Origin of the sequence: Pseudomonas serbiensis (genome assembly GCF_030580745.1) — a bacterium.
GTDB classification, from domain to species: Bacteria; Pseudomonadota; Gammaproteobacteria; order Pseudomonadales; family Pseudomonadaceae; genus Aquipseudomonas; species Aquipseudomonas serbiensis.
In genome coordinates this window covers 285914-305552 of the sequence record NZ_JAUQOO010000003.1, presented here as the reverse complement: position 1 = coordinate 305552, position 19639 = coordinate 285914, and the positions used below count along the sequence as shown (strand labels likewise).

The 19639-nt window shown below is 56.7% G+C and carries 14 protein-coding genes; 13 read left to right on the top strand and 1 reads right to left on the bottom strand.

Going from position 1 to position 19639, the window contains the following annotated elements; translation table 11 throughout:
• Nucleotide 1 precedes the first annotated feature (1 nt).
• Genes flgC through flgE form a run of 3 tightly spaced genes read left to right on the top strand, consistent with a single transcriptional unit; the run spans nucleotide 2 to nucleotide 2504 of the window.
• The gene (gene flgC, locus Q6A51_RS06295; protein ID WP_201004738.1) at nucleotides 2–442 is read left to right on the top strand and encodes a flagellar basal body rod protein FlgC; all 441 of its coding nucleotides are present in this window, start codon (nucleotides 2–4) and stop codon (nucleotides 440–442) included.
• A 15-nt stretch (nucleotides 443–457) separates the two neighbouring features.
• On the top strand, nucleotides 458–1138 hold the full coding sequence (locus Q6A51_RS06290) for a flagellar hook assembly protein FlgD (protein WP_201018418.1): 681 nt from the start codon (nucleotides 458–460) through the stop codon (nucleotides 1136–1138).
• Between the two features lie 28 nt (nucleotides 1139–1166).
• The gene (gene flgE / locus Q6A51_RS06285; protein ID WP_201018419.1) at nucleotides 1167–2504 is read left to right on the top strand and encodes a flagellar hook protein FlgE; all 1338 of its coding nucleotides are present in this window, start codon (nucleotides 1167–1169) and stop codon (nucleotides 2502–2504) included.
• Between the two features lie 102 nt (nucleotides 2505–2606).
• Here the strand turns inward: flgE and Q6A51_RS06280 are convergent, their stop codons facing one another.
• A complete protein-coding gene (locus Q6A51_RS06280; protein WP_201018420.1) occupies nucleotides 2607–2798 on the bottom strand; it encodes a hypothetical protein in 192 nt (63 codons plus the stop codon).
• 280 nt (nucleotides 2799–3078) lie between these two features.
• On the opposite strand from Q6A51_RS06280, the gene Q6A51_RS06275 reads away from it, so the two are divergent.
• The 10 genes from Q6A51_RS06275 (at nucleotide 3079) to Q6A51_RS06230 (ending at nucleotide 19395) form a co-directional block, all read left to right on the top strand.
• Nucleotides 3079–3819 (top strand): flagellar basal body rod protein FlgF, encoded by a 741-nt coding sequence (locus Q6A51_RS06275; protein WP_201018421.1) that lies wholly within the window; start codon nucleotides 3079–3081, stop codon nucleotides 3817–3819.
• Nucleotides 3820–3865: 46 nt separating this feature from the next.
• Nucleotides 3866–4654: a flagellar basal-body rod protein FlgG gene (gene flgG / locus Q6A51_RS06270; RefSeq protein WP_201018422.1), complete on the top strand. Its 789-nt coding sequence runs from the start codon at nucleotides 3866–3868 to the stop codon at nucleotides 4652–4654.
• Between the two features lie 72 nt (nucleotides 4655–4726).
• On the top strand, nucleotides 4727–5440 hold the full coding sequence (flgH, locus tag Q6A51_RS06265; protein ID WP_201018423.1) for a flagellar basal body L-ring protein FlgH: 714 nt from the start codon (nucleotides 4727–4729) through the stop codon (nucleotides 5438–5440).
• A gap of 13 nt (nucleotides 5441–5453) precedes the next feature.
• Entirely contained in the window at nucleotides 5454–6563 is a 1110-nt protein-coding gene (locus Q6A51_RS06260) for a flagellar basal body P-ring protein FlgI (RefSeq protein ID WP_025260912.1), read from the top strand.
• Between the two features lie 10 nt (nucleotides 6564–6573).
• A complete protein-coding gene (flgJ, locus tag Q6A51_RS06255; RefSeq protein WP_201018424.1) occupies nucleotides 6574–7794 on the top strand; it encodes a flagellar assembly peptidoglycan hydrolase FlgJ in 1221 nt (406 codons plus the stop codon).
• 10 nt (nucleotides 7795–7804) lie between these two features.
• Nucleotides 7805–9868, top strand: a complete 2064-nt coding sequence (gene flgK / locus Q6A51_RS06250) for a flagellar hook-associated protein FlgK (protein WP_304574361.1) — start codon at nucleotides 7805–7807, stop codon at nucleotides 9866–9868.
• 13 nt (nucleotides 9869–9881) lie between these two features.
• Nucleotides 9882–11474: a flagellar hook-associated protein 3 gene (locus Q6A51_RS06245; RefSeq protein WP_304574360.1), complete on the top strand. Its 1593-nt coding sequence runs from the start codon at nucleotides 9882–9884 to the stop codon at nucleotides 11472–11474.
• A gap of 88 nt (nucleotides 11475–11562) precedes the next feature.
• Nucleotides 11563–15141, top strand: a complete 3579-nt coding sequence (locus tag Q6A51_RS06240) for a glycosyltransferase (RefSeq protein ID WP_304574359.1) — start codon at nucleotides 11563–11565, stop codon at nucleotides 15139–15141.
• Nucleotides 15142–15269: 128 nt separating this feature from the next.
• A complete protein-coding gene (locus Q6A51_RS06235; protein ID WP_304574358.1) occupies nucleotides 15270–18173 on the top strand; it encodes a TIGR00180 family glycosyltransferase in 2904 nt (967 codons plus the stop codon).
• A 295-nt stretch (nucleotides 18174–18468) separates the two neighbouring features.
• Nucleotides 18469–19395, top strand: a complete 927-nt coding sequence (locus Q6A51_RS06230; RefSeq protein ID WP_201018429.1) for a ketoacyl-ACP synthase III — start codon at nucleotides 18469–18471, stop codon at nucleotides 19393–19395.
• The last annotated feature ends 244 nt before the right edge of the window (nucleotides 19396–19639 follow it).

The following is a 19639-nucleotide window of genomic DNA, read 5'->3' as shown; positions in this document are numbered from 1 at the left end:
CATGTCACTAGCCAATGTGTTCAACATTGCCGGCAGCGCCATGAGTGCCCAGACCACACGTCTGAACACCACGGCCAGTAACATCGCCAACGCCGAGACTGTTTCATCGAGCATGGATCAGACTTACCGTGCCCGTCACCCGGTATTTGCGACCGTGTTGCAGGGTCAGCAGTCCAACGGTGGCTCGCTGTTTCAGGATCAGGGCGATGCCGGTCAGGGCGTTCAGGTCAGCGGCATCATTGAAGACAGTTCCAACCTTGAGGCGCGCTTCGAGCCTAATCACCCTTCTGCCGACAAGAACGGGTATGTCTATTACCCCAACGTCAATGTCGTGGAAGAAATGGCCGACATGATTTCCGCCAGCCGTTCGTTCCAGACGAACGCCGAAATCATGAACACCGCAAAATCCATGATGCAGAAGGTTCTGACCCTCGGTCAGTGATAAAGGGCGAAAGTTATGGCCGTTGAAAACGATGTCTCGACGAATTTTATAAGTTCGCTGCAGAACCCCAAAGCCAGTGCGAGCAGTTCGGGCGAAGCGCTGGGCAAGGATGCGTTCCTGCAGTTGCTCGTCACGCAGATGAAGAACCAGAACCCGCTGGATCCGCAGGACAACACGCAATTCGTTGCGCAGTTGGCGCAGTTCAGTAGTCTGGAAAGCATGCAGAACCTGACGTCGACCGTTGACTCGATTGCGACCAGCTACAAGTCCTCGCAGGCATTGCAGGCTTCTTCGCTGGTGGGTCGTTCGGTGATTGTCGAAACCGGTACCGCTCAGGTGGATACCAGTAAAGGTTTGACTGGTTCTGTTGTAGTGCCTGCTTCAACGTCAGCGACGACGGTCAAGGTCTACGACGCCAGCAATAATCTGGTCGATACCATCGATTTGGGTTCCAGAAGTGCAGGCAATGCAAGTTTCACCTGGGATGGCCTCAATAGTGAGGGCACCGCCATGCCGTCCGGTACCTACAGTTTTATTGCAAATGGCACTATCAACGGCACAAACAATGGTCTCTCGACTTATCTTCCAGCAACGGTCAACAGTGTGACCACGGCTGTGAGTGGCGGGGAAATGACTCTAAACCTGGCTGGCGGCAGTTCGATCGCTTTGTCCAAAGTGCAATCAATCGGAATATAGAGCCGACTAGACGGCGTAGGAGTGGTACATGTCATTCAATATCGGCCTTAGTGGGCTCTATGCGGCAAACAAAAGTCTCGACGTTACCGGCAACAACATTGCCAACGTGGCGACAACAGGCTTCAAACAATCGCGTATCGAGTTTGCTGATCAGTATGCTCAGTCGATTCGTGGCACTTCCGGCGGCACCAGTATTGGTAGTGGCGTGACCACGGCTGCCGTTTCTCAGCAGTTTGCCCAAGGCGGTCTTACCACTGGGACGGGTAACAGTCTGGACCTGGCAATCAACGGTAATGGCTTCTTCATGCTCAGCAACAGCGGCGAGACGCTCTATACCCGTGCCGGTGCATTCCGTACCGACAAGGATGGCTTCGTCGTCAATAGTGCGGGTATGAATCTTCAGGGTTACAACGTTGATGCGAACGGCAATGTTGCTGTTGGTGTCTCGGGCAACCTGAGGGTTGACAGTTCAAATCAGGCGGCGAGTCCGACCAGCATTATCACCAACGTCGCCAACCTTAATTCGACCTCTACAGTTCCGACTATCACGCCTTTCGATGCGACGAATACCAATAGCTATAACTTTACCTATAGCACCAAGGTCTTCGATTCTCAGGGTAACGAGCACTCTCTGGAAACTTACCTGGCTAAAACAGGTACCAACACCTGGGCCATGTATTCGCTGATCGATGGTCGCAGTATCAGCAACCCGGCCAGTACCACAGCTGACCGTAACGACCTGACTTTCGACACGTCCGGCAACATGGTCATCAATACGGCGGCAACCCCGTCTGTTCCGTCGGCCAGTACCAACGTTGCAGTCAATGCCGATGGTACTTTCCAGGTCAACAATTGGGTCCCTGCCATGCAAACCGGTACGGGTACCTCGGCGACCTGGGTTGCCAACGGTGCTGTTGGCGTCACTTCGGGTATCAGGCTGGACATGACTCAGGCTACCCAGACGGCTTCTGTTTCGGGTCCTATCACTCAGACCCAGAATGGTTATGCAGCCGGACAGATCAAGGATATGAGCGTGGATGCCAGTGGCAACCTGTTTGCGTCCTACACAAATGGTCAGTCGAAGGTGATTGGTCAGGTTTCTCTGACGACATTCGCCAACGTGCAGGGGCTCTCTCCGGCGGGTGGTACTAACTGGCGTGAAACCTTCGCCTCTGGTTTGCCTGTGACCGGTGTTCCGCAGTCAGGCACTCTGGGTTACATCACGGGCCAGGCGCTGGAAGACTCCAACGTCGATCTGACACTGGAGCTGGTCAACCTGATCAAGGCGCAAAGCAACTATCAGGCGAATGCGAAAACCATTTCGACTGAAAGCACCATCATGCAGACCACTATTCAGATGACCTGATAATCAGGTTTGATGAAGTGTTGAAGAAAGCCCCTTGCGAGGGGCTTTCTTGTTTGTGGCGGTTGTGAAATCCGATGCAGGGAGCGCTTTTCGGGGTGCTGTTCAGACCGAGCAGTCGGACTTGATAAACGAGCCGTTCAGTCGTTTCCATCCCGGTCCCGGGCTGGTCTGGGCGCAGACGATCCTGCTGTCGCCCTGCCATCTGTAATAAGGCGCAGGAGCGGCCTGGGCGAGGAGGGGGCTGGTCATCAGCAGGGCTGCAATGCTGGCGAGAAGACGCGCTCGAAAGTGCATGACGATTCCCGTTATGTGGGTTCCCGGCAAGATTATCACCCTCGTCAGGCGTATCGGTCAGGGTGAGCGAAGTTTTTTTGGCGGTGTGTCAGGCGGGTTGGCTGGGTGGCGGCAATCTACCGCCGCTCTTGTGTGGCGCGGTGCCGAAGGTTGTCCGGCATGCTCCGGTTTTTACAAGAGAATCAGGCGTTTGTATCCATTCTGAAAAGTTGGTTCAAAAATTGCTTTCTCCCATGCAGAACAGCTACAGGCGGCAAGCGTCTGTCGGAGGAGGAAGACTGTGGACAAGTTGCTTTATGTCGCAATGAGCGGGGCGTCTGAAAACGCTCAGTCGCAAAAGGTTCATGCCAACAACCTGGCTAACGTATCGACCAATGGCTTCATGCGCGACCTGCAACAGGCCCGTTCGATGCCGGTATTTGGCGAGGTCATGCCTTCGCGTGCCTATGCGATGGGCGAACGTCCGGGTACTGACTTTTCCGGTGGCGCGCTGGTCCAGACCGGTCGTGAGCTGGATGTCGCCGTCAAGGGTGATGGCTGGATTGCGGTTCAGACTGCCGATGGTGGTGAGGCCTATACCCGCAGTGCCGGCATGAATATCGATGCTCTGGGTGTGCTGCGCAACGGCAGTGGTTTGCCGGTCATGGGCAACGGCGGGCCGATTGCCGTGCCGCCTGAGCAGCAGATCGAAATCGGTGCCGACGGCACGATCAGTATTCGCTCGATGGGTGAAAGCCCGCAGGTCATGGCGGAAGTTGACCGTATCAAGCTGGTCAACCCTGACCTGAGCACCATGGAAAAAGGCCCTGACGGTTTGATCCACACCAAGAGTGGCCAGGCTGCGCCGGTCGACGCCAATGTGCGTGTCGAGTCCGGCTTTCTGCAGGCGAGCAACGTCAATGCCGTGGAGGAAATGACCTCGGTACTGGCCTTGGCCCGGCAGTTTGAATTGCACGTCAAAATGATGAAAACAGCTGAAGAAGATGATCAGGCGATGGCTCGCGTCTTGCAACTTGGCTAACCATTGACAGCTTGCGTCGACAATCCGGCGCTTGAGGAGAAAACGAATGCTTCCTGCACTATATGTTGCGAAAACCGGCCTCGCTGCTCAGGACACCAACCTGACCACAATCTCCAACAACCTGGCGAACGTTTCGACCACAGGTTTCAAGAGTGATCGTGCCGAATTCCAGGATTTGCTCTATCAGATCAAGCGTCAGCCAGGTGCTCAGTCGACCCAGGACAGCGAACTGCCGTCCGGTCTGCAACTGGGTACCGGTGTGCGCATTGTCGGCACGCAAAAGAACTTCACCGCAGGCAGCCTGCAAACCACGGAAAACCCTCTGGACCTGGCAATCAATGGTCGCGGTTTCTTCCAGATCTCGCAGCCTGACGGCACCATCGCCTACAGCCGCGACGGTACTTTCCACCTGGATGCCAACGGCCAGATCGTGACTGCCAATGGCTATGCCCTGGAGCCTGCGATTGTCGTTCCACAAAACGCCCAGACCTTCACGGTCGGTCAGGACGGTACTGTTTCGATCACTGTGGCGGGTGCTACTGCAACGCCGCAGGTCATCGGCAATATTCAGACTGCCGAGTTCATCAACCCGGCCGGTCTGCAGGCCATTGGCGGCAACCTGTACCTGGAAACCGGTTCCAGCGGCGCGCCTCAAGTGGGTACTCCTGGCTTGAACGGTCTGGGTACGACCCTGCAGAACACTCTCGAAAACTCCAACGTGAGCACGGTTGAAGAGCTGGTCAACATGATCACCACTCAGCGCGCCTACGAGATGAACTCCAAAGTGATCTCCACTGCCGACCAGATGTTGCAGAACCTGACTCAGAATCTGTAAGACCCTGATGTATCTGCTCAAATCGACAGGGCGCCCGATCGGCGCCTGCTACACCGCGAGGTTTCAAGTGTCATGAAACGCCTTAGTGTTCTGCGTTTTTCAGTATTGATCGCCCCTTTGTGCGGGATCGCTTTGCTGTCAGGCTGTGTGGCGCCTTCTGCCAAGCCTAATGACCCTTATTACGCGCCGGTGTTGCCGCGCACGCCCATGTCTGCCGCTGCCAACAATGGCGCGATCTATCAGGCCGGTTTCGAGCAGAACCTGTACGGCGACCGCAAGGCCTTCCGGGTGGGTGACATCATCACCATCACGCTTTCCGAGCGTATGGCTTCCAGCAAGGCTGCCAGTTCTGCCATTACCAAGGACAGCACTGCCAACCTGGGTCTGACTTCGTTGTTCGGTTCCGGGTTGACGACCAATAACCCGATCGGCAGTAACGACCTGAGTCTCAATGCCGGCTACACGGGCGCACGTTCTACCGCAGGTCAGGGGCAGGCCGCCCAGAGCAACAGCCTGACCGGTTCGGTGACGGTGACGGTAGCTGATGTGATGCCTAACGGAATTCTGGCAGTGCGTGGCGAAAAATGGCTGACCCTCAATACCGGTGACGAGCTGGTCCGTATTGCCGGTTTGATTCGTGCCGACGACATTGCCACCGATAACACTGTGTCATCCACGCGAGTGGCTGATGCGCGTATTACGTATTCAGGTACTGGTGCATTTGCCGACTCCAACCAGCCAGGCTGGTTCGACCGGTTCTTCCTCAGCCCGTTGTTCCCTTTCTGATAGCGGGATAGACATGATCAAGTTCAAGCAACTGATTGCGGCAACCCTGCTGCTGTCCACCGCCTTCGGTGTTCAGGCCGAACGCCTGAAGGACATCGCCAGTATCTCGGGCGTCCGGGCCAACCAATTGATCGGTTATGGTCTGGTCGTGGGCCTCAATGGTACGGGTGACCAGACCACTCAGACGCCGTTTACTCTGCAAACCTTCAACAACATGTTGTCGCAGTTCGGTATCAAGGTGCCGAGCGGTTCCGGCACCGTGCAGTTGAAAAACGTTGCTGCAGTAGCGGTCTATGCGGACCTGCCGCCATTCGCCAAGCCAGGTCAGGTGGTGGATATCAGTGTGTCGTCCATCGGTAACTCCAAAAGCCTGCGCGGCGGCAGCCTGTTGATGACTCCGCTCAAAGGTGTCGATGGCAACGTCTACGCCATTGCCCAGGGCAACCTGGTGGTCGGTGGTTTCGATGCTGAAGGTCGCGACGGCTCGAAGATTACTGTCAACGTTCCTTCGTCTGGTCGTATTCCGGGTGGTGCATCGGTTGAGCGTGCAGTGCCGAGCGGTTTCAATCAGGGCAACAGCCTGACGCTGAACCTCAATCGCTCCGACTTCACCACTGCCAAGCGCATTGTGGACAAGATCAACGACATGCTTGGCCCAGGCGTCGCCCAGGCTCTGGACGGTGGTTCGGTTCGTGTGACCGCGCCTCTGGATCCGGGGCAGCGTGTGGATTACCTGTCGATTCTGGAAAACCTGGAAATCGATCCGGGCCAGACCGCCGCCAAGGTCATCATCAACTCGCGTACCGGCACTATCGTGATCGGTCAGAACGTCAAGGTATCGCCAGCCGCCGTGACTCACGGCAGCCTGACCGTGACCATCACTGAAGATCCGATCGTCAGTCAGCCCGGCGCGCTTTCCAACGGGCAGACGGCTGTCGTGCCGCGTTCAAGGCTCAACGCCCAGCAGGAAATGCACCCGATGTTCAAGTTCGGCCCGGGCACCACGCTGGATGAGATCGTCCGTGCGGTGAACCAGGTGGGCGCTGCTCCTGGCGACTTGATGGCCATTCTTGAAGCATTGAAGCAGGCTGGCGCGTTGCAAGCCGACCTGATCGTGATCTGAGGAATCGAGCATGGATATGCCCAAGAGCGGAATTTCCACGACGGTCGATTCGGGTGCCTATACCGACGTCAATCGTCTGGCCGCTTTGAAGAATGGCGACAAGGACAGCCCGGAAAACCTGAAGAAGGTTGCCCGGGAGTTCGAGTCGCTGTTCGTCAGCCAGATGCTCAAGGCCATGCGTTCGGCCAACGAAGTCCTGGCCAAGGACAATCCGCTGAATACTGCGGCAACACGGCAGTATCAGGACATGTATGACCAGCAGTTGGCAGTGACCTTGTCGACCCGCGCCAATGGTATCGGCTTGCAGGATGTGCTGATGCGTCAGTTGTCCAAGGACAAGGGTGTCAATCACGCGGCTGCGACGACTGAAAGCCCGGCTGCCGCTGCGGATGCCGCCAAGACGGGATTGGCCACCAGTGTCTATCAGCGTCCGTTGTGGGCGACGCGCTCGGCGGCAGCAGACAAGGTGGGCGCTACAGGCTCTGTCGAGGGGCGCAATGACATGGCGCTGCTCAATTCGCGTCGTCTGGCATTGCCCAGCAAGCTTACTGACCGATTGTTGCTGGGGATTGTGCCTTCGACGGCAACGGCCAACACCAATAGCCCATTGTCTGCGCAGCGCGCGACGGCGACTGGCAGCAATGGTGACTGGACGCTGGACCCCAATCTTGCCGAGCCACAATATGTTCGTACCATGGCTCAGCCGCCATTGGCTCCTGCCAAGCGCGCCTTCAGCAACTCCGACCAGTTTGTGGCGACCATGTTGCCTCTGGCCAAGGAGGCGGCAGCGCGTATCGGGGTCGATCCCGTCATGCTGGTGGCGCAGGCTGCGCTGGAAACCGGCTGGGGTAAATCCATCATGCGTCAACAGGATGGCAGTAGCAGCCACAACCTGTTTGGCATCAAGGCAACCGGCAGTTGGCAGGGCGCGCAGGCTCGTGCGATTACCAGCGAGTTCCGTGACGGCAAGATGGTCAAGGAAACGGCGGACTTCCGTTCCTACGATTCCTACGCTGACAGCTTCCATGACCTGGTCAGTCTGCTGCAGAACAACAATCGTTATAAAGAAGTCATCAACTCCGCCGATAACTCTGAACAGTATGTAAAAGAATTGCAGAAGGCCGGTTACGCCACGGACCCGGCCTACGCAAGCAAGATTTCGCAGATTGCGAAACAGATGAAGAGTTACCAGAACTACGCCGCCGCAACGGGCTCTTCCACGACTTTATAAGGTTTGAATCATGTCGCTGATTTCAATTGGGCTCTCGGGTATTACCGCCAGCAGTGCCGCGATCAATACCATCGGTAACAACACGGCCAACGTGGACACTGCCGGGTATTCGCGTCAGCAGGTAATGACCACGGCTTCGGCGCAGATCAACATTGGCCTGGGTATCGGCTACATCGGTACCGGTACCACGTTGTCCGATGTGCGTCGTATCTACAACGGCTATCTCGACGCCCAATTGCAAACCAGCACGGCGCTCAGTGCCGATGCAGTGGCTTACTCTGGTCAGGCGAGCAAGACCGATACCTTGCTGTCGGACAGCACCACGGGTGTTGCGGCGCAGATGTCGAAGTTCTTTACCGACCTGCAATCCGTTGCCTCCAATGCGACCCAGTCGGCAGAGCGTTCGACTTTCCTGACCCAGGCAAGCGCGTTGAGCGCCCGTTTCAATTCGATTGCTTCACAGTTGTCGTCGCAGAACGAGAACGTCAATGCACAGCTGACTACATTGACCGCTCAGGTCAACGAACTGACGAGTACGATTGCCAGCCTGAACAAGCAGATCACTGCAGCTTCTGCCGGAAATACCACACCCAACACATTGCTTGATACGCGCAACGAAACCGTGCGCAAACTCAACGAGCTGATCGGTGTCAAGGTGCTTGAAAGCAGTAATGGCAACTATGATGTCATGACTGGTACCGGGCAGTCCCTGGTGAGTGGTTCTACAGCGGCGACCCTTTCGGCTGGTCCAAGCAAGACCGACCCTTTGCAGTACAACCTGCAGATCAAGATAGGCCAGACCAGCACCGACGTTACCTCGGTAGTGACAGGTGGCGCCATCGGTGGTCTGTTGCGTTATCGCTCCGAAGTATTGACGCCTGCATCCAACGAGTTGGGTCGGGTGGCGCTGGTGCTGGCTGATCAGATGAACAGCCAGATGAGTCAGGGTATCGACAGCAAGGGCAATTTCGGCTCGGGCCTGTTCACCAATATCAACAGCGCTGATCTGATCACACAGCGCAGCACCGGCAAGGTGGGTAACAGTGCTGGTTCGGGCAATCTGGATGTCACGATCAAGGACACCAGCAAACTGACGGCCGACGATTACGAAGTCACCTTCAGCGATGCGAACAACTTCACCGTACGCCGCCTGCCCAATGGCGAAAGCGTCGGCACCGGTTCGTTGACGGATAACCCGCCGACCCAGTTCGAGGGCTTCACTGTAAGCCTCAACGGCAATACGTTGGCCGCAGGTGATTCTTTCAAGGTATCGCCAACACGTAACGGTGCTTCGGGGATCGCTGTTGCCCTGACCGATGCCAAGGACATTGCCGCTGCTGCGCCACTGACCGCCAAGGCGGGTGTCAGCAACTCCGGTACTGGTGGCTTTACCCAGCCGGTCCTCAATACCAAGGCCGACATCTACGATTCGACCCAGACCAGTGATCTGCGCAATGCGCTGCAAAACTCCACCCCGATGAAACTGGTGATGGGCTCGGTCAGCAGCACAGGCGTGCAGAGCTATACGCTGGTGGATTCCACCGGTGCAGCTGTGCTCGACCAGAATGGCAATGCCGTGGGCGGTTCCATCGTTCAGGGGCAGAGCAATAATATCAAGCTCAGCGTGGGCTACACCGATACCCGTACTACGCCAAGCACCCAGACCGCATTCGAGATCGAGATGACGCTCTCGGGTTCTCCAATGCTCAACGATACCTTCAGCATCGATCTTACAGGTGCCGGTTCTTCCGACAACCGTAACGCCCTGGCCGGTGTGGCCTTGCAGACCGCCAAGAGTGTTGACGTGACCGGTGGCAGTGTCGGCACCAGCCTGTCGGGCGCCTACGGGGATCTGGTCGCCAAGATCGGTACTCGCGCCAGTCAGGGCAAGAGTGATGTGACGGCCACCGATGCCGTTCTGGCTCAGGCCAAGTCAGCGCGTGATTCGGTATCGGGCGTGTCCCTGGATGAAGAAGCGGCCAACCTGATCAAGTATCAGCAGTACTACACCGCCTCTTCGCAGATCATCAAGGCGGCACAAACCATTTTCAGCACGCTGATCAACAGCCTTTAAGGAGTCGTGAACCATGCGTATTTCAACTTCCCAGTTCTACGAAGCCACGACTTCAAACTATCAGCGCAACTATTCGAACATGATCAAGACTGGCGAAGAGGTCTCCAGCGGGATCAAGCTCAATACCGCCAGTGATAACCCGGTGGGCGCGTCGCGTGTGCTGCAACTGGCACAGCAGAACTCCATGCTGACCCAGTACTCGTCGAACATCGGCACGATCAATACCAACACCACCAACTCTGAAACTGCGCTGAGCAGCATCATTGATGCCATGCAGACTGCTCAGGAACTGATCGTCAAGGCCGGTAACGGTTCGTATACCGACAAGGACCGTATCTCCACGGCAGATGAACTCAAGCAGTTGCAAAGCCAGATTCTGGGCCTGATGAACAGCCAGGACTCCAACGGGCAGTACATGTTCTCGGGTTCAAAGTCGTCGATTCCTCCGTACTCGCAGAATGCCGACGGCACCTACAGCTACAACGGTGACCAGACCCACGTGAACCTCGCGGTGGGTGATGGCCTGGTCCTGGCAAGCAATACCACCGGTTTCGAGGCGTTCGAGCAGGCCGTCAACACCTCCCGTACTTCGGCGACATTGACTTCCCCTGCTGTGGAAGATGGCAAGGTCTCGTTGACCGGTGGTCTGGTGAAGTCCAGCAACGCCTATAACAACAACTATCAGGCAGGCGAGCCTTACACGCTGACCTTCCTGAGCAGCACCCAGTTCAAGATCACGGATGGTTCGGGCAATGATGTGACCGCCGATGCTTCGACGGCGGGTAATTTTACCCACGGCAGCTTCAATGATCAGTCATTCACTTTCCGTGGCGTAGAGCTGACCATGAACGTCAACCTGACGGCGGCGGAAAGGGCCACGACTGCGGCTGCGGATGCGGTCCTGACCAACCGTACCTATCAGTTGGCTTCTACGCCGGACAGCGTGACCACCTCCCGTAGCCCGGGCAACCCTTCGACTGCGAACATCAGCAGTTCGGTCGTGGGGGCCAGCGCTGCGGACCTGACCGCGTTCAACAATACATTCCCTACCACGGGTGCGATTCTCAAGTTCACCAGTGCCACGAATTACGAACTGTATGCCTCGCCCGTCACCAGTAGCAGTACGCCGGTGTCCACAGGCACGCTGACCGGAACAACTGCCAATGCGGCGGGCGTCAACTTCACCATCAGCGGCACGCCGGCCAACGGTGACCAGTTCGTGGTGCAATCTTCCACGCATCAGACCGAAAACGTGCTGAACACCTTGTCGGCAGCGATCAAGGCGTTGACCACACCTACCGACGGCGATCTGGTTGCTTCGCAAAAGCTTGATTCTGCTCTGTCTTCGGCATTGGGCAACATAGTCAGCAGCATGGAGCAGGCTTCCACTGCGCGCTCGGCTGGCGGTGCGCGTCAGGTCGCTGCCACTGCGCAAGGCGTGACCAACGACTTGCTCAAGGGCAATAACGAGGTTGAGCAGGGTACGTTCGTCAACTCGGACATGGTTGAGGCAACCACCCGGCTGACGTTGCAGAAGACTATGCTGGACGCATCCCAGGCAGTTTTTGTCCAACTGTCCAAGTTGAACCTGTTCAGCCAGATCTGATTCCTGGCATTGAGCATCCGCCGTCTTTTTTCAGCGGTGAGGGAAGCCATTCGACTGGCTGGTTTCCCGCCGCTCATGAGTTCGTACTGTGAATCAAACTCCTCTCGTCAGCATTGTCATTCCCGCCCTCAATCCACGGTTCTTCCGCGAAGCGCTGCAAAGTGCTCTGGTTCAGAGCTACGACAATCTTGAGATCATAGTTTGCGATGACTGTCAGACTGGTGAAATCAAAGAGATCTTCGACGAGCTGGTGACCTCATCGGATGGCATTGCACGCTACGTAGGCAATCCTTATCGCCTGGGCTTTCAAGGCAATTTGCTCAAGTGTCTTGAAGAATCGAAGGGCGAGTACATCAAGTTCCTGTGTGATGACGATCGTCTGTACACGTACTGCATCGCACGCCAGGCTCAGGCACTGGATATGTGCCCTGATGTCCAGTTGGTGGTCGGCAAGCGACATCTGGTCGATGTCGATGATTATGTGCTGCCGACCCGTATGGAGAACGTTGGTCTTGTTCCCTACGATGCCCTGTTCAAGGGTGAGGACATGCTGGCGATTTTCGAGCGTACTTCACGCAATACTCTGGGTTGTTTCAGTAGCGCTCTGATGCGCAGAGCCGATGTTCTGGAGTATTTGCCATCATTGGCGCAGCCGGGGCAGGGTTTTGTTGCACTGCTCGACTTCGCGTTGTTCAACTGCCTTTTGCGACGCGGCAACCTGATTGCGCTGAACAGTCTTGAATGTCTTGAACGCTTGCATCCAGCTCGCCTCAGCAGTCAGCCGGACATGTACCACATTGCAACCACGGAATGGGGTTGGCTGAACGAGATGCTCAAGGCGCGTAGCGGCGAGCAGGCACCGGCCAAGGGTTGGGTGCGCTTCATGGCCTTGCACAAGGCTCTGGAGTCTCCAAGGGAGTGGGATGAGGTTGACATGAACGGCGTCATGGCCAGCCGGCAAGGCATCATGCGCAGCCGGGTCGGCAGTGGCAGTCAAAGTTACGCCGAGCTCTATGCCGAGTGGTTGTCATGCCGTCTCTTCACTGAGCCTCAGAAAAAGCTACTGGAGCAGCGTATCGCGCGCTGGGCATGGAATCCACGCATTGTGCCTGTGGTGATCGATGCGCAGAATGACCCCGACGCGCTGGAAATGACCCTCAAGAGCATTGCCGATCAGGATTACCCGGCTGAGTCCGTTGTGGTCTTGACCAATGCGGCCAGCCTTGAGGATCAGCAGGTATTGCGTTTCCCGCTACAGGCCGATTGGTCGCAGCAACTGAACGATGTGCTGCCGCTGCTGGAGCACGCCGACTGGGTGTACCTGCTGCGTGCCGGTGACCGTCTGACCCAGCCTGCACTGCTGGTTCTGGCCGAGCGTGTCGCCCAGATTTCAGGTCTGTTGTGTGTCTACAGTGATGAAGGCGCAATCGTTGATGACGAGTCGCAGGAGCCGGTGTTCAAGCCGGACTTCAACCTCGATCTGATGCGAGGTTACCCTTATGTGGGCCGTACGCTGGCGTTCGAGCGTCGACACCTGCTGACAATGGGCGGTTTTGACTCGGCCCATGGCGAGCTGGCGCCCCATGATGTGATCTGGCGTCTGGTGGAAAGTGCTGGCCCGCAAACCATCGAACACATTGCTGAAATACAGGTTGAGTCCAGCCTGTCGTTTGCTCAATGGCTCTCACTGCCTGAAGTGATCGAGCGTAGCGAGCCTCTGGTGTCGACTCATCTGCAGCGTATCGGCCTGGAGCATGTCATCCATCATGACCAGTTGCCGCTGCTCAACCGTATCGAGTATCTGCATGCGTCCAGTCCTCTGGTCTCGATCATCATCAGCACCCGTGATCAATTGGCCGATCTGGAACGCTGCCTCGACAGCTTGCTTAGCAAGACCCGGTATCCGAATTACGAAGTATTGATTGTCGACAAGGCCAGCGAGAGCGACGAGGCCCGGGCCTGGTTTGCTGCCATGGGTGAACTGGGTAGCGAGAAACTGCGGATTTTCGTTTCGCCCGATGCTGGTAATGAAGCGGCCACGCAGAACTTTGCGGCTTCCCATGCCCGCGGCCAGTATCTGGTTACTCTCAGCCCTCACGCGCTGATTCATCAGGCCGAGTGGCTTGACGAGTTGCTTAATCATGCCCAGCGTCCGGAGGTCGGTATTGTCGGCTCGCGGATCCTCAACCCGCAGGGCAATATCCTGTACGCCGGTATGGTGCTGGGGTTGGAAGGGCTGGCAGGCAGGCCGTTCATCAACTTGCCCGCAGGGGCGAGTGGTTACATGCATCGGCTGCAACTGACGCAAAACTGGAGTGCTGTCAGCGGCAACTGTCTGATGGTGCGCAAAGAGGTATTTGACAGTGTTGGCGGGATGGATGCGGCCTCATTCTCATTGGGGCTGCATGATCTTGACCTGTGTATGCGCGTTGGTGGCGAAGGTTATCTGATTGTCGGAACACCATGTTCCTCTGTAGTCCTGGCCGAGCCCGCCGCTGCTCAGCGTTCGGAGTCTTCTCGCGAGAAGCTTGATAACGAGCAGAAGTCCTTTTACCTGAAATGGCTGCCGAAAATGGCCAGGGATCCGGCCTATAACCCGAACCTGTGCCTGGGCGAGGTCTCCTCCTTCAATCTGGAAACCGGGTTGCTGGCTGGCTGGAACCCGTTCTGCACTCGCCATCTGCCCTCGATTCTGGGCATGGCCGTCAATTCGTCGGCCGTGGGGCATTATCGGGTCAGCCAGCCTATGCTCGAACTGGTGGCTGCCGGGCGGGTACTCGGGAGAATGACCTACGAGTCGCCTTCGATCATCGAAATCGAGCGTCAGTCCCCGGATGTCATCGTCTTTCAGGGGCGTTATACCGAGGCCAAGGTGCCGGATATTGTCCTGGCGAAGAATTACTCCAGTGCGATGCGTATTTTCGAGCTGGATGACTACATCGCCGATGTTCCGGAGAAGAACGAGCATCGACGTAATATGCCGGACAATATTGCGGCCATGTTGCGCAAGGGGATCGGGCTCTGTGACCGGGTCGTGGTGTCGACTCATCCACTGGCTCAGGCCTTGTCCAGCATGCACAGCGATATTCGCGTGGTGCCCAACATGCTGGCACCCCATCTGTGGAGCAACCTCAGGAGTTTGCGTCGCAGCTCCGGCAAGCCGCGGGTCGGTTGGGGCGGCGGAACCAGCCACCGGGGTGATCTGGAGCTGATCGTCGATGTGATACGCGAGCTGGCCGATGAAGTGGAATGGGTTTTCTTCGGCATGTGTCCTGATTTGCTAAGGCCTTACATCCATGAATTCCATTCGGCTGTAAACCTGAGCACGTACCCGGCCAAACTGGCGAGCCTGAATCTGGACCTGGCTCTGGCACCGCTGGAGTTCCATATCTTCAACGACTGCAAGAGTAACCTGCGTCTGCTGGAGTACGGGGCTTGCGGCTACCCGGTAATCTGTTCGGATACCGAGGCCTATCGCGGTCACTTGCCAGCCACGCGCATCCACACCAACAGTTCGGATGAGTGGTTGCAGGCGATCCGCATGCACCTGTCCGACCCCAATGCCAGCTATCGCATGGGTGACGAGCTGCGCGAAGCCGTGCTGCGTGACTTCATGCTGCGCGGCGAGAATCTGCAGTACTGGGCCAACGGCTGGTTGCCGGATTGATCCGCACAAAATGAATATTCTCCAGCGCAGGACTTGTGCTGGAGATGCTATGTTTTTGCTCTTGCTTCAACAGCGGGCCGAGCAGTCCCCTCTGTTGAGAGAGTCATCGGTTCGCTATGGGAAAGACTATGCAAAGCAATTTCGGGAATGAAGCTACGCCGTTGAATCAGCGTCTGACACTGGTATTGCTGGCTCAGGATCAGCCGGACTTTCTGCGTCGAGCCTTGAAGTACTACAGCGACTATCCCTGTGCTCTGGTGGTTGTGGATACATCTCGGGTGCCCGATACCGAAATCGCCAAGACCCCGGGTCTTGAGTACTGGCACGATGCGGCACTCGCCGAGGCCGGTTTGAGTGCCCGGATTGCCGAAGGCATCAAGCGTGTCGCCACGCCTTTTGTTGCGTACCTGGATGCCAGCAGTTTCCTGTTGCCGGACGCGCTGACCGAGGCATTGCGCTTTCTTGAAGAGAATGACCAATACGGTGCGAGCCAGGGCTACAGCCTGAGCTATCAGGCACACGTCGCTCAGGTGGATTATTTGCGTCGCGACCGCAAGGTCGTGGAGGATCACTCATCGGATCAGGCGAGCGAGCGTCTTGTCGGTTTTCTGGGGCAGAGCATTTCCTTGCTCAACGCCGTCACCCGAACCGAACTGGCCCGGCAGTGGTTCGCCGCTGTACCCGAAAATACGGATCTGCACTGGCAGGAAATCGGCCACATGGCCTATCTGGTAGCGACTGCCAAGCTGCGCATCCTGCCTGTTCCTTATGGGTTGCACTTCATTGAAAGTGAAGAAGTGCAGTCGCGCCATGGTGCTGCTATCAATGCTGCGCTTACGCATATCGACCCCAAGGCCAGGGCCGGGCGCGAAGGTTTTGCCGAGATGTTGCTGGCTATCCTGGGCTCGGCTTCGGGCTTTGCGGGCGAGGAGGGTAAAAAGCAGGTTCTGGCCGGTCTTGAAGTCATGGGCGAATCTCTGAGCACTCAGAGCTTTCAAGGCAAGGAAAAGATTGTCAGTGCGGTATGGAACGTTGCCTTCGAGCGTTCCGAGCCGCGTTTCGAGCCCCAGCAGTTCGTTGAAATGCCATTTTACAACCAGCCCTTTTTCGACGAACTGGCCCGTATCGAATTTCTGATCCATATCCTGCCGGCCGGTCGTCAGCAACTGGAAGGTCTGGAAGCTGCGCTGCTCAAGCAGAGCGAGCTGCTGCGCCCACAAAGCAACCCCGATGCCGAGACGCTGGTCAGCCGACTCTGGCAGGCGTATGGAACCTACGCCTTCAGTCATGGCGTTGTGCAGAAACTGGCTCAGGAGCTGGGCAAGTCTGCAGACGATGAGGAAGAGGCAGAGCGGCTCGTGGCCTGGGGCAAGCGCCTGCAGGCTGTTTCCGGCAATGACAACGGCAAACTGCTCGACGGCATGGCTTCCGGTCGCCTGCTCAAGTGGCTGGGTGCGCGCAGCCCGAGCCCTTTAGAGCTGAAGAAGCTCAATGCCCGGCTGGAGAAAAAGCCGACGGGCTCGCAGGTCGGCATTCTGCTGCTTGATCTTGACGCCGATATTTTCAAATTGCAGGCCACTTTCGATAGCTTGATCAATGGTCATTATCGAGCGTTCAAGGTCATTGTTTTCACCACGGGTGAGCTGCCAGCGACCACCACGCTGCAAAATACCCTGCATTTCGTGAAAGTCACCGAAAGCAACTATGTCGACAAGATCAATCAGGTCGTCAAACAGTCCCCCAGTGACTGGTTGATGCTGGCGCGTGCCGGTGAAGAGTTCACCCAAAGCGGTTTGCTCCAGGCCAGCATCGAACTGATCGACGCATCCCAATGCCGGGCGGTGGCGGTAGATGAAATCCATCGTCAGCCTAACGGTACGCTGGCACCTCTGTTCCGTCCGGGCTTCAACCTGGATCTGCTGCAAAGCCTGCCTGCGCTGATGGCGCCTCACTGGCTGATCCGCCGTGACTTGCTGGTCGAGTCCGGTGGTTACTCCCGTGAATTCCCGAAAGCGCTGGAGTTCGATCTGCTGCTGCGCTTGATCGAGCAGGGTGGCATGAGCGGATTGGCACACCTGAGTGAGCCGGTTCTGATCTGTGAAGCGCCCGAGCTTGTGGAGAATGAAGACGAGAAAAAGGTGCTGACTCGCCATCTTGGCAAGCGCGGCTATCAGGCTGAAGTCAGTTCGATACTGCCGGGCACCTACAAGATCGACTACCGCCACACTCATCGGCCGATGGTCTCGATCCTGCTGCAAAGCCAGGACAACCTGCCGCAGTTGCAACGCTGCCTGCAAAGCATTCTGCAGCGCACCCGTTATCAGCGCTTTGAGGTGTTGATTGCCGATAACAACAGCAGTTCGCCTGAGCTGTCGACCTGGCTCGATCAGCAAGAGAAGTTGTCCAATCGGGTTCGTGTGTTCAGGTCTGACCAGCGTTTGAGCCCGGCGGTCTTGAATAACCTCGTCAGCCAGGAAGCCAAGGGCGAGTACCTGATTCTGCTTGATGCCCAGAGCCAGATCGTCAACGTTGGCTGGATCGAGTCGTTGCTCAACCAGGCTCAGCGTCCGGAAGTCGGTATCGTTGGTGTCAGGCTGGTGGATCGCGAAGGTACCGTGACGCAGGCGGGCCTGATTCTGGGCTTGAATGGCGGTGTCGGTTCAGGCTTCGTGGGCGAGTCGAAAAAATCCAGAGGCTACATGCACCGTCTGGTGGTCGAGCAGAATTACTCGGCTGTGTCCTCGGCTTGCCTGATGATCGAGAAGTCGTTGTTTGAGTCGGTAGGCGGTCTGGATGAAGGTGATTTTGCCGAGGCCCTGTCCGATGTCGATTTGTGCCTCAAGGCTTCCCAGGCCGGTTATCTGACGGTCTGGACGCCCCATGTCCAGGTCGTGCATTCCGGCGTGGTGAATGCTCCTGACGAGGCGCTTGCGGCACTGATCGACAAATGGTCGGCACAGTTCGCGCATGATGAAGCTTACAGTCGCAATCTTGACCTCAATGGCCCGGGCTTCACGCTGGCTGCGCGTTAATCCTGCCTGATCAGGTGATCCGTCTGTAACGCAGGCGGATCACCTTTCCCTGGCAAGGTCAGGGGAGACGCTTTTTTCTGTTTTTCCATGCTCCACAAACCGTAAAGCACGCATCTCGGAGTGACCTGCGGGTCATAAAGTGCATCTCCACTGTATCGTGTTACAGGGAGCGACGTGCGTTCGACTTGCGTAAGCATGCACCGCCCCCTGAAAATGCCCGCAAATCGCCTCTATTCGGTAGCGCCCTGATTTCTTTGGGACGAACATTTACCTGTTTACTAATCGGGAAGCCATGATGATTGGCATAAAAAGCATAGCGAGTTACGTGCCCACAGATGGCGTGGATAACTACGCTCAAGGTGCCAGATTCGGCAAGGATGAAGAGTTCATCTTTGGGAAAATAGGCTCCACATTTCTCCCGCGCAAGGATTCCGCACAGGAGACGTCGGATCTGTGCGTGGAAGCGGTCAATAAACTGCTGGCCAACAATCCTCAGCTGACGCGCGAAAGCATCGATGTGCTCATCGTTGTCACTCAGAACGGTGACGAAGAAGGGCTGCCGCATACTGCTGCCATCGTGCAGGACAAGCTGGGCCTGCCGACCAGTGTCGCTGCGTTCGATATCTCCCTGGGTTGCTCCGGTTATGTGTACGGCATCTATGCGATCAAGGGCTTCATGGAAGCCGCGGGCCTGAAGAACGGCCTGCTGGTGACTGCCGACCCTTACTCGAAGATCGTCGACCCTGAAGATCGCAACACCACCATGCTGTTTGGCGATGCCGCCACTGCGACCTGGATGGGTGAAGATGCTCCCTGGCAGTTGGGCAAGGCCAAGTTCGGTACTGACGGTTCCGGTGCGCCGCACTTGAAGGTCAGCAATGGCGTGTTCTTCATGAATGGTCGTCAGGTCTTCAACTTCGCATTGCTTAAAGTGCCTGCGCACCTGCATGAATTGCTGGGTGATTCCGGTCTGCAGCCTGACGATATCGATGCCTTCTGTATTCACCAGGGAAGCGCAGCCATCGTTGATGCCGTGGCGCGTCGTTTTGAAGACAAGCCCGAGAAGTTTCTCAAGGACATGGTCGAAACCGGCAATACGGTGTCTTCGAGCATTCCGCTGCTGATTGAAAAACATGTGCTCGACTCTTCCTGGAAGCGCGTTGCACTGAGCGGTTTTGGTGTCGGACTGTCCTGGGGATCGGCGATCATCTACAGGGCCTGATCCCGGCCTGTTCAAAAAAAGCGCTTGCGGGGCCTCCCTCAAGCGCTTTTTTCATGAAAAAGAGTGGTTGCGTAATAGCAGCAGTTTTGAGTTTCTGCTTTTTCCATACTTGCAAGTTCCTTTATGCAAGACCGTTTACCGGTGTTATTTCCTTGTGGGTAGAGGGCCAAGCCCTTGTTTTATAAGGGCTGGCAGATTGCTGGCAAAAATTTTCAAAAAAATGCTCAAGCAACCTGCCACCGCG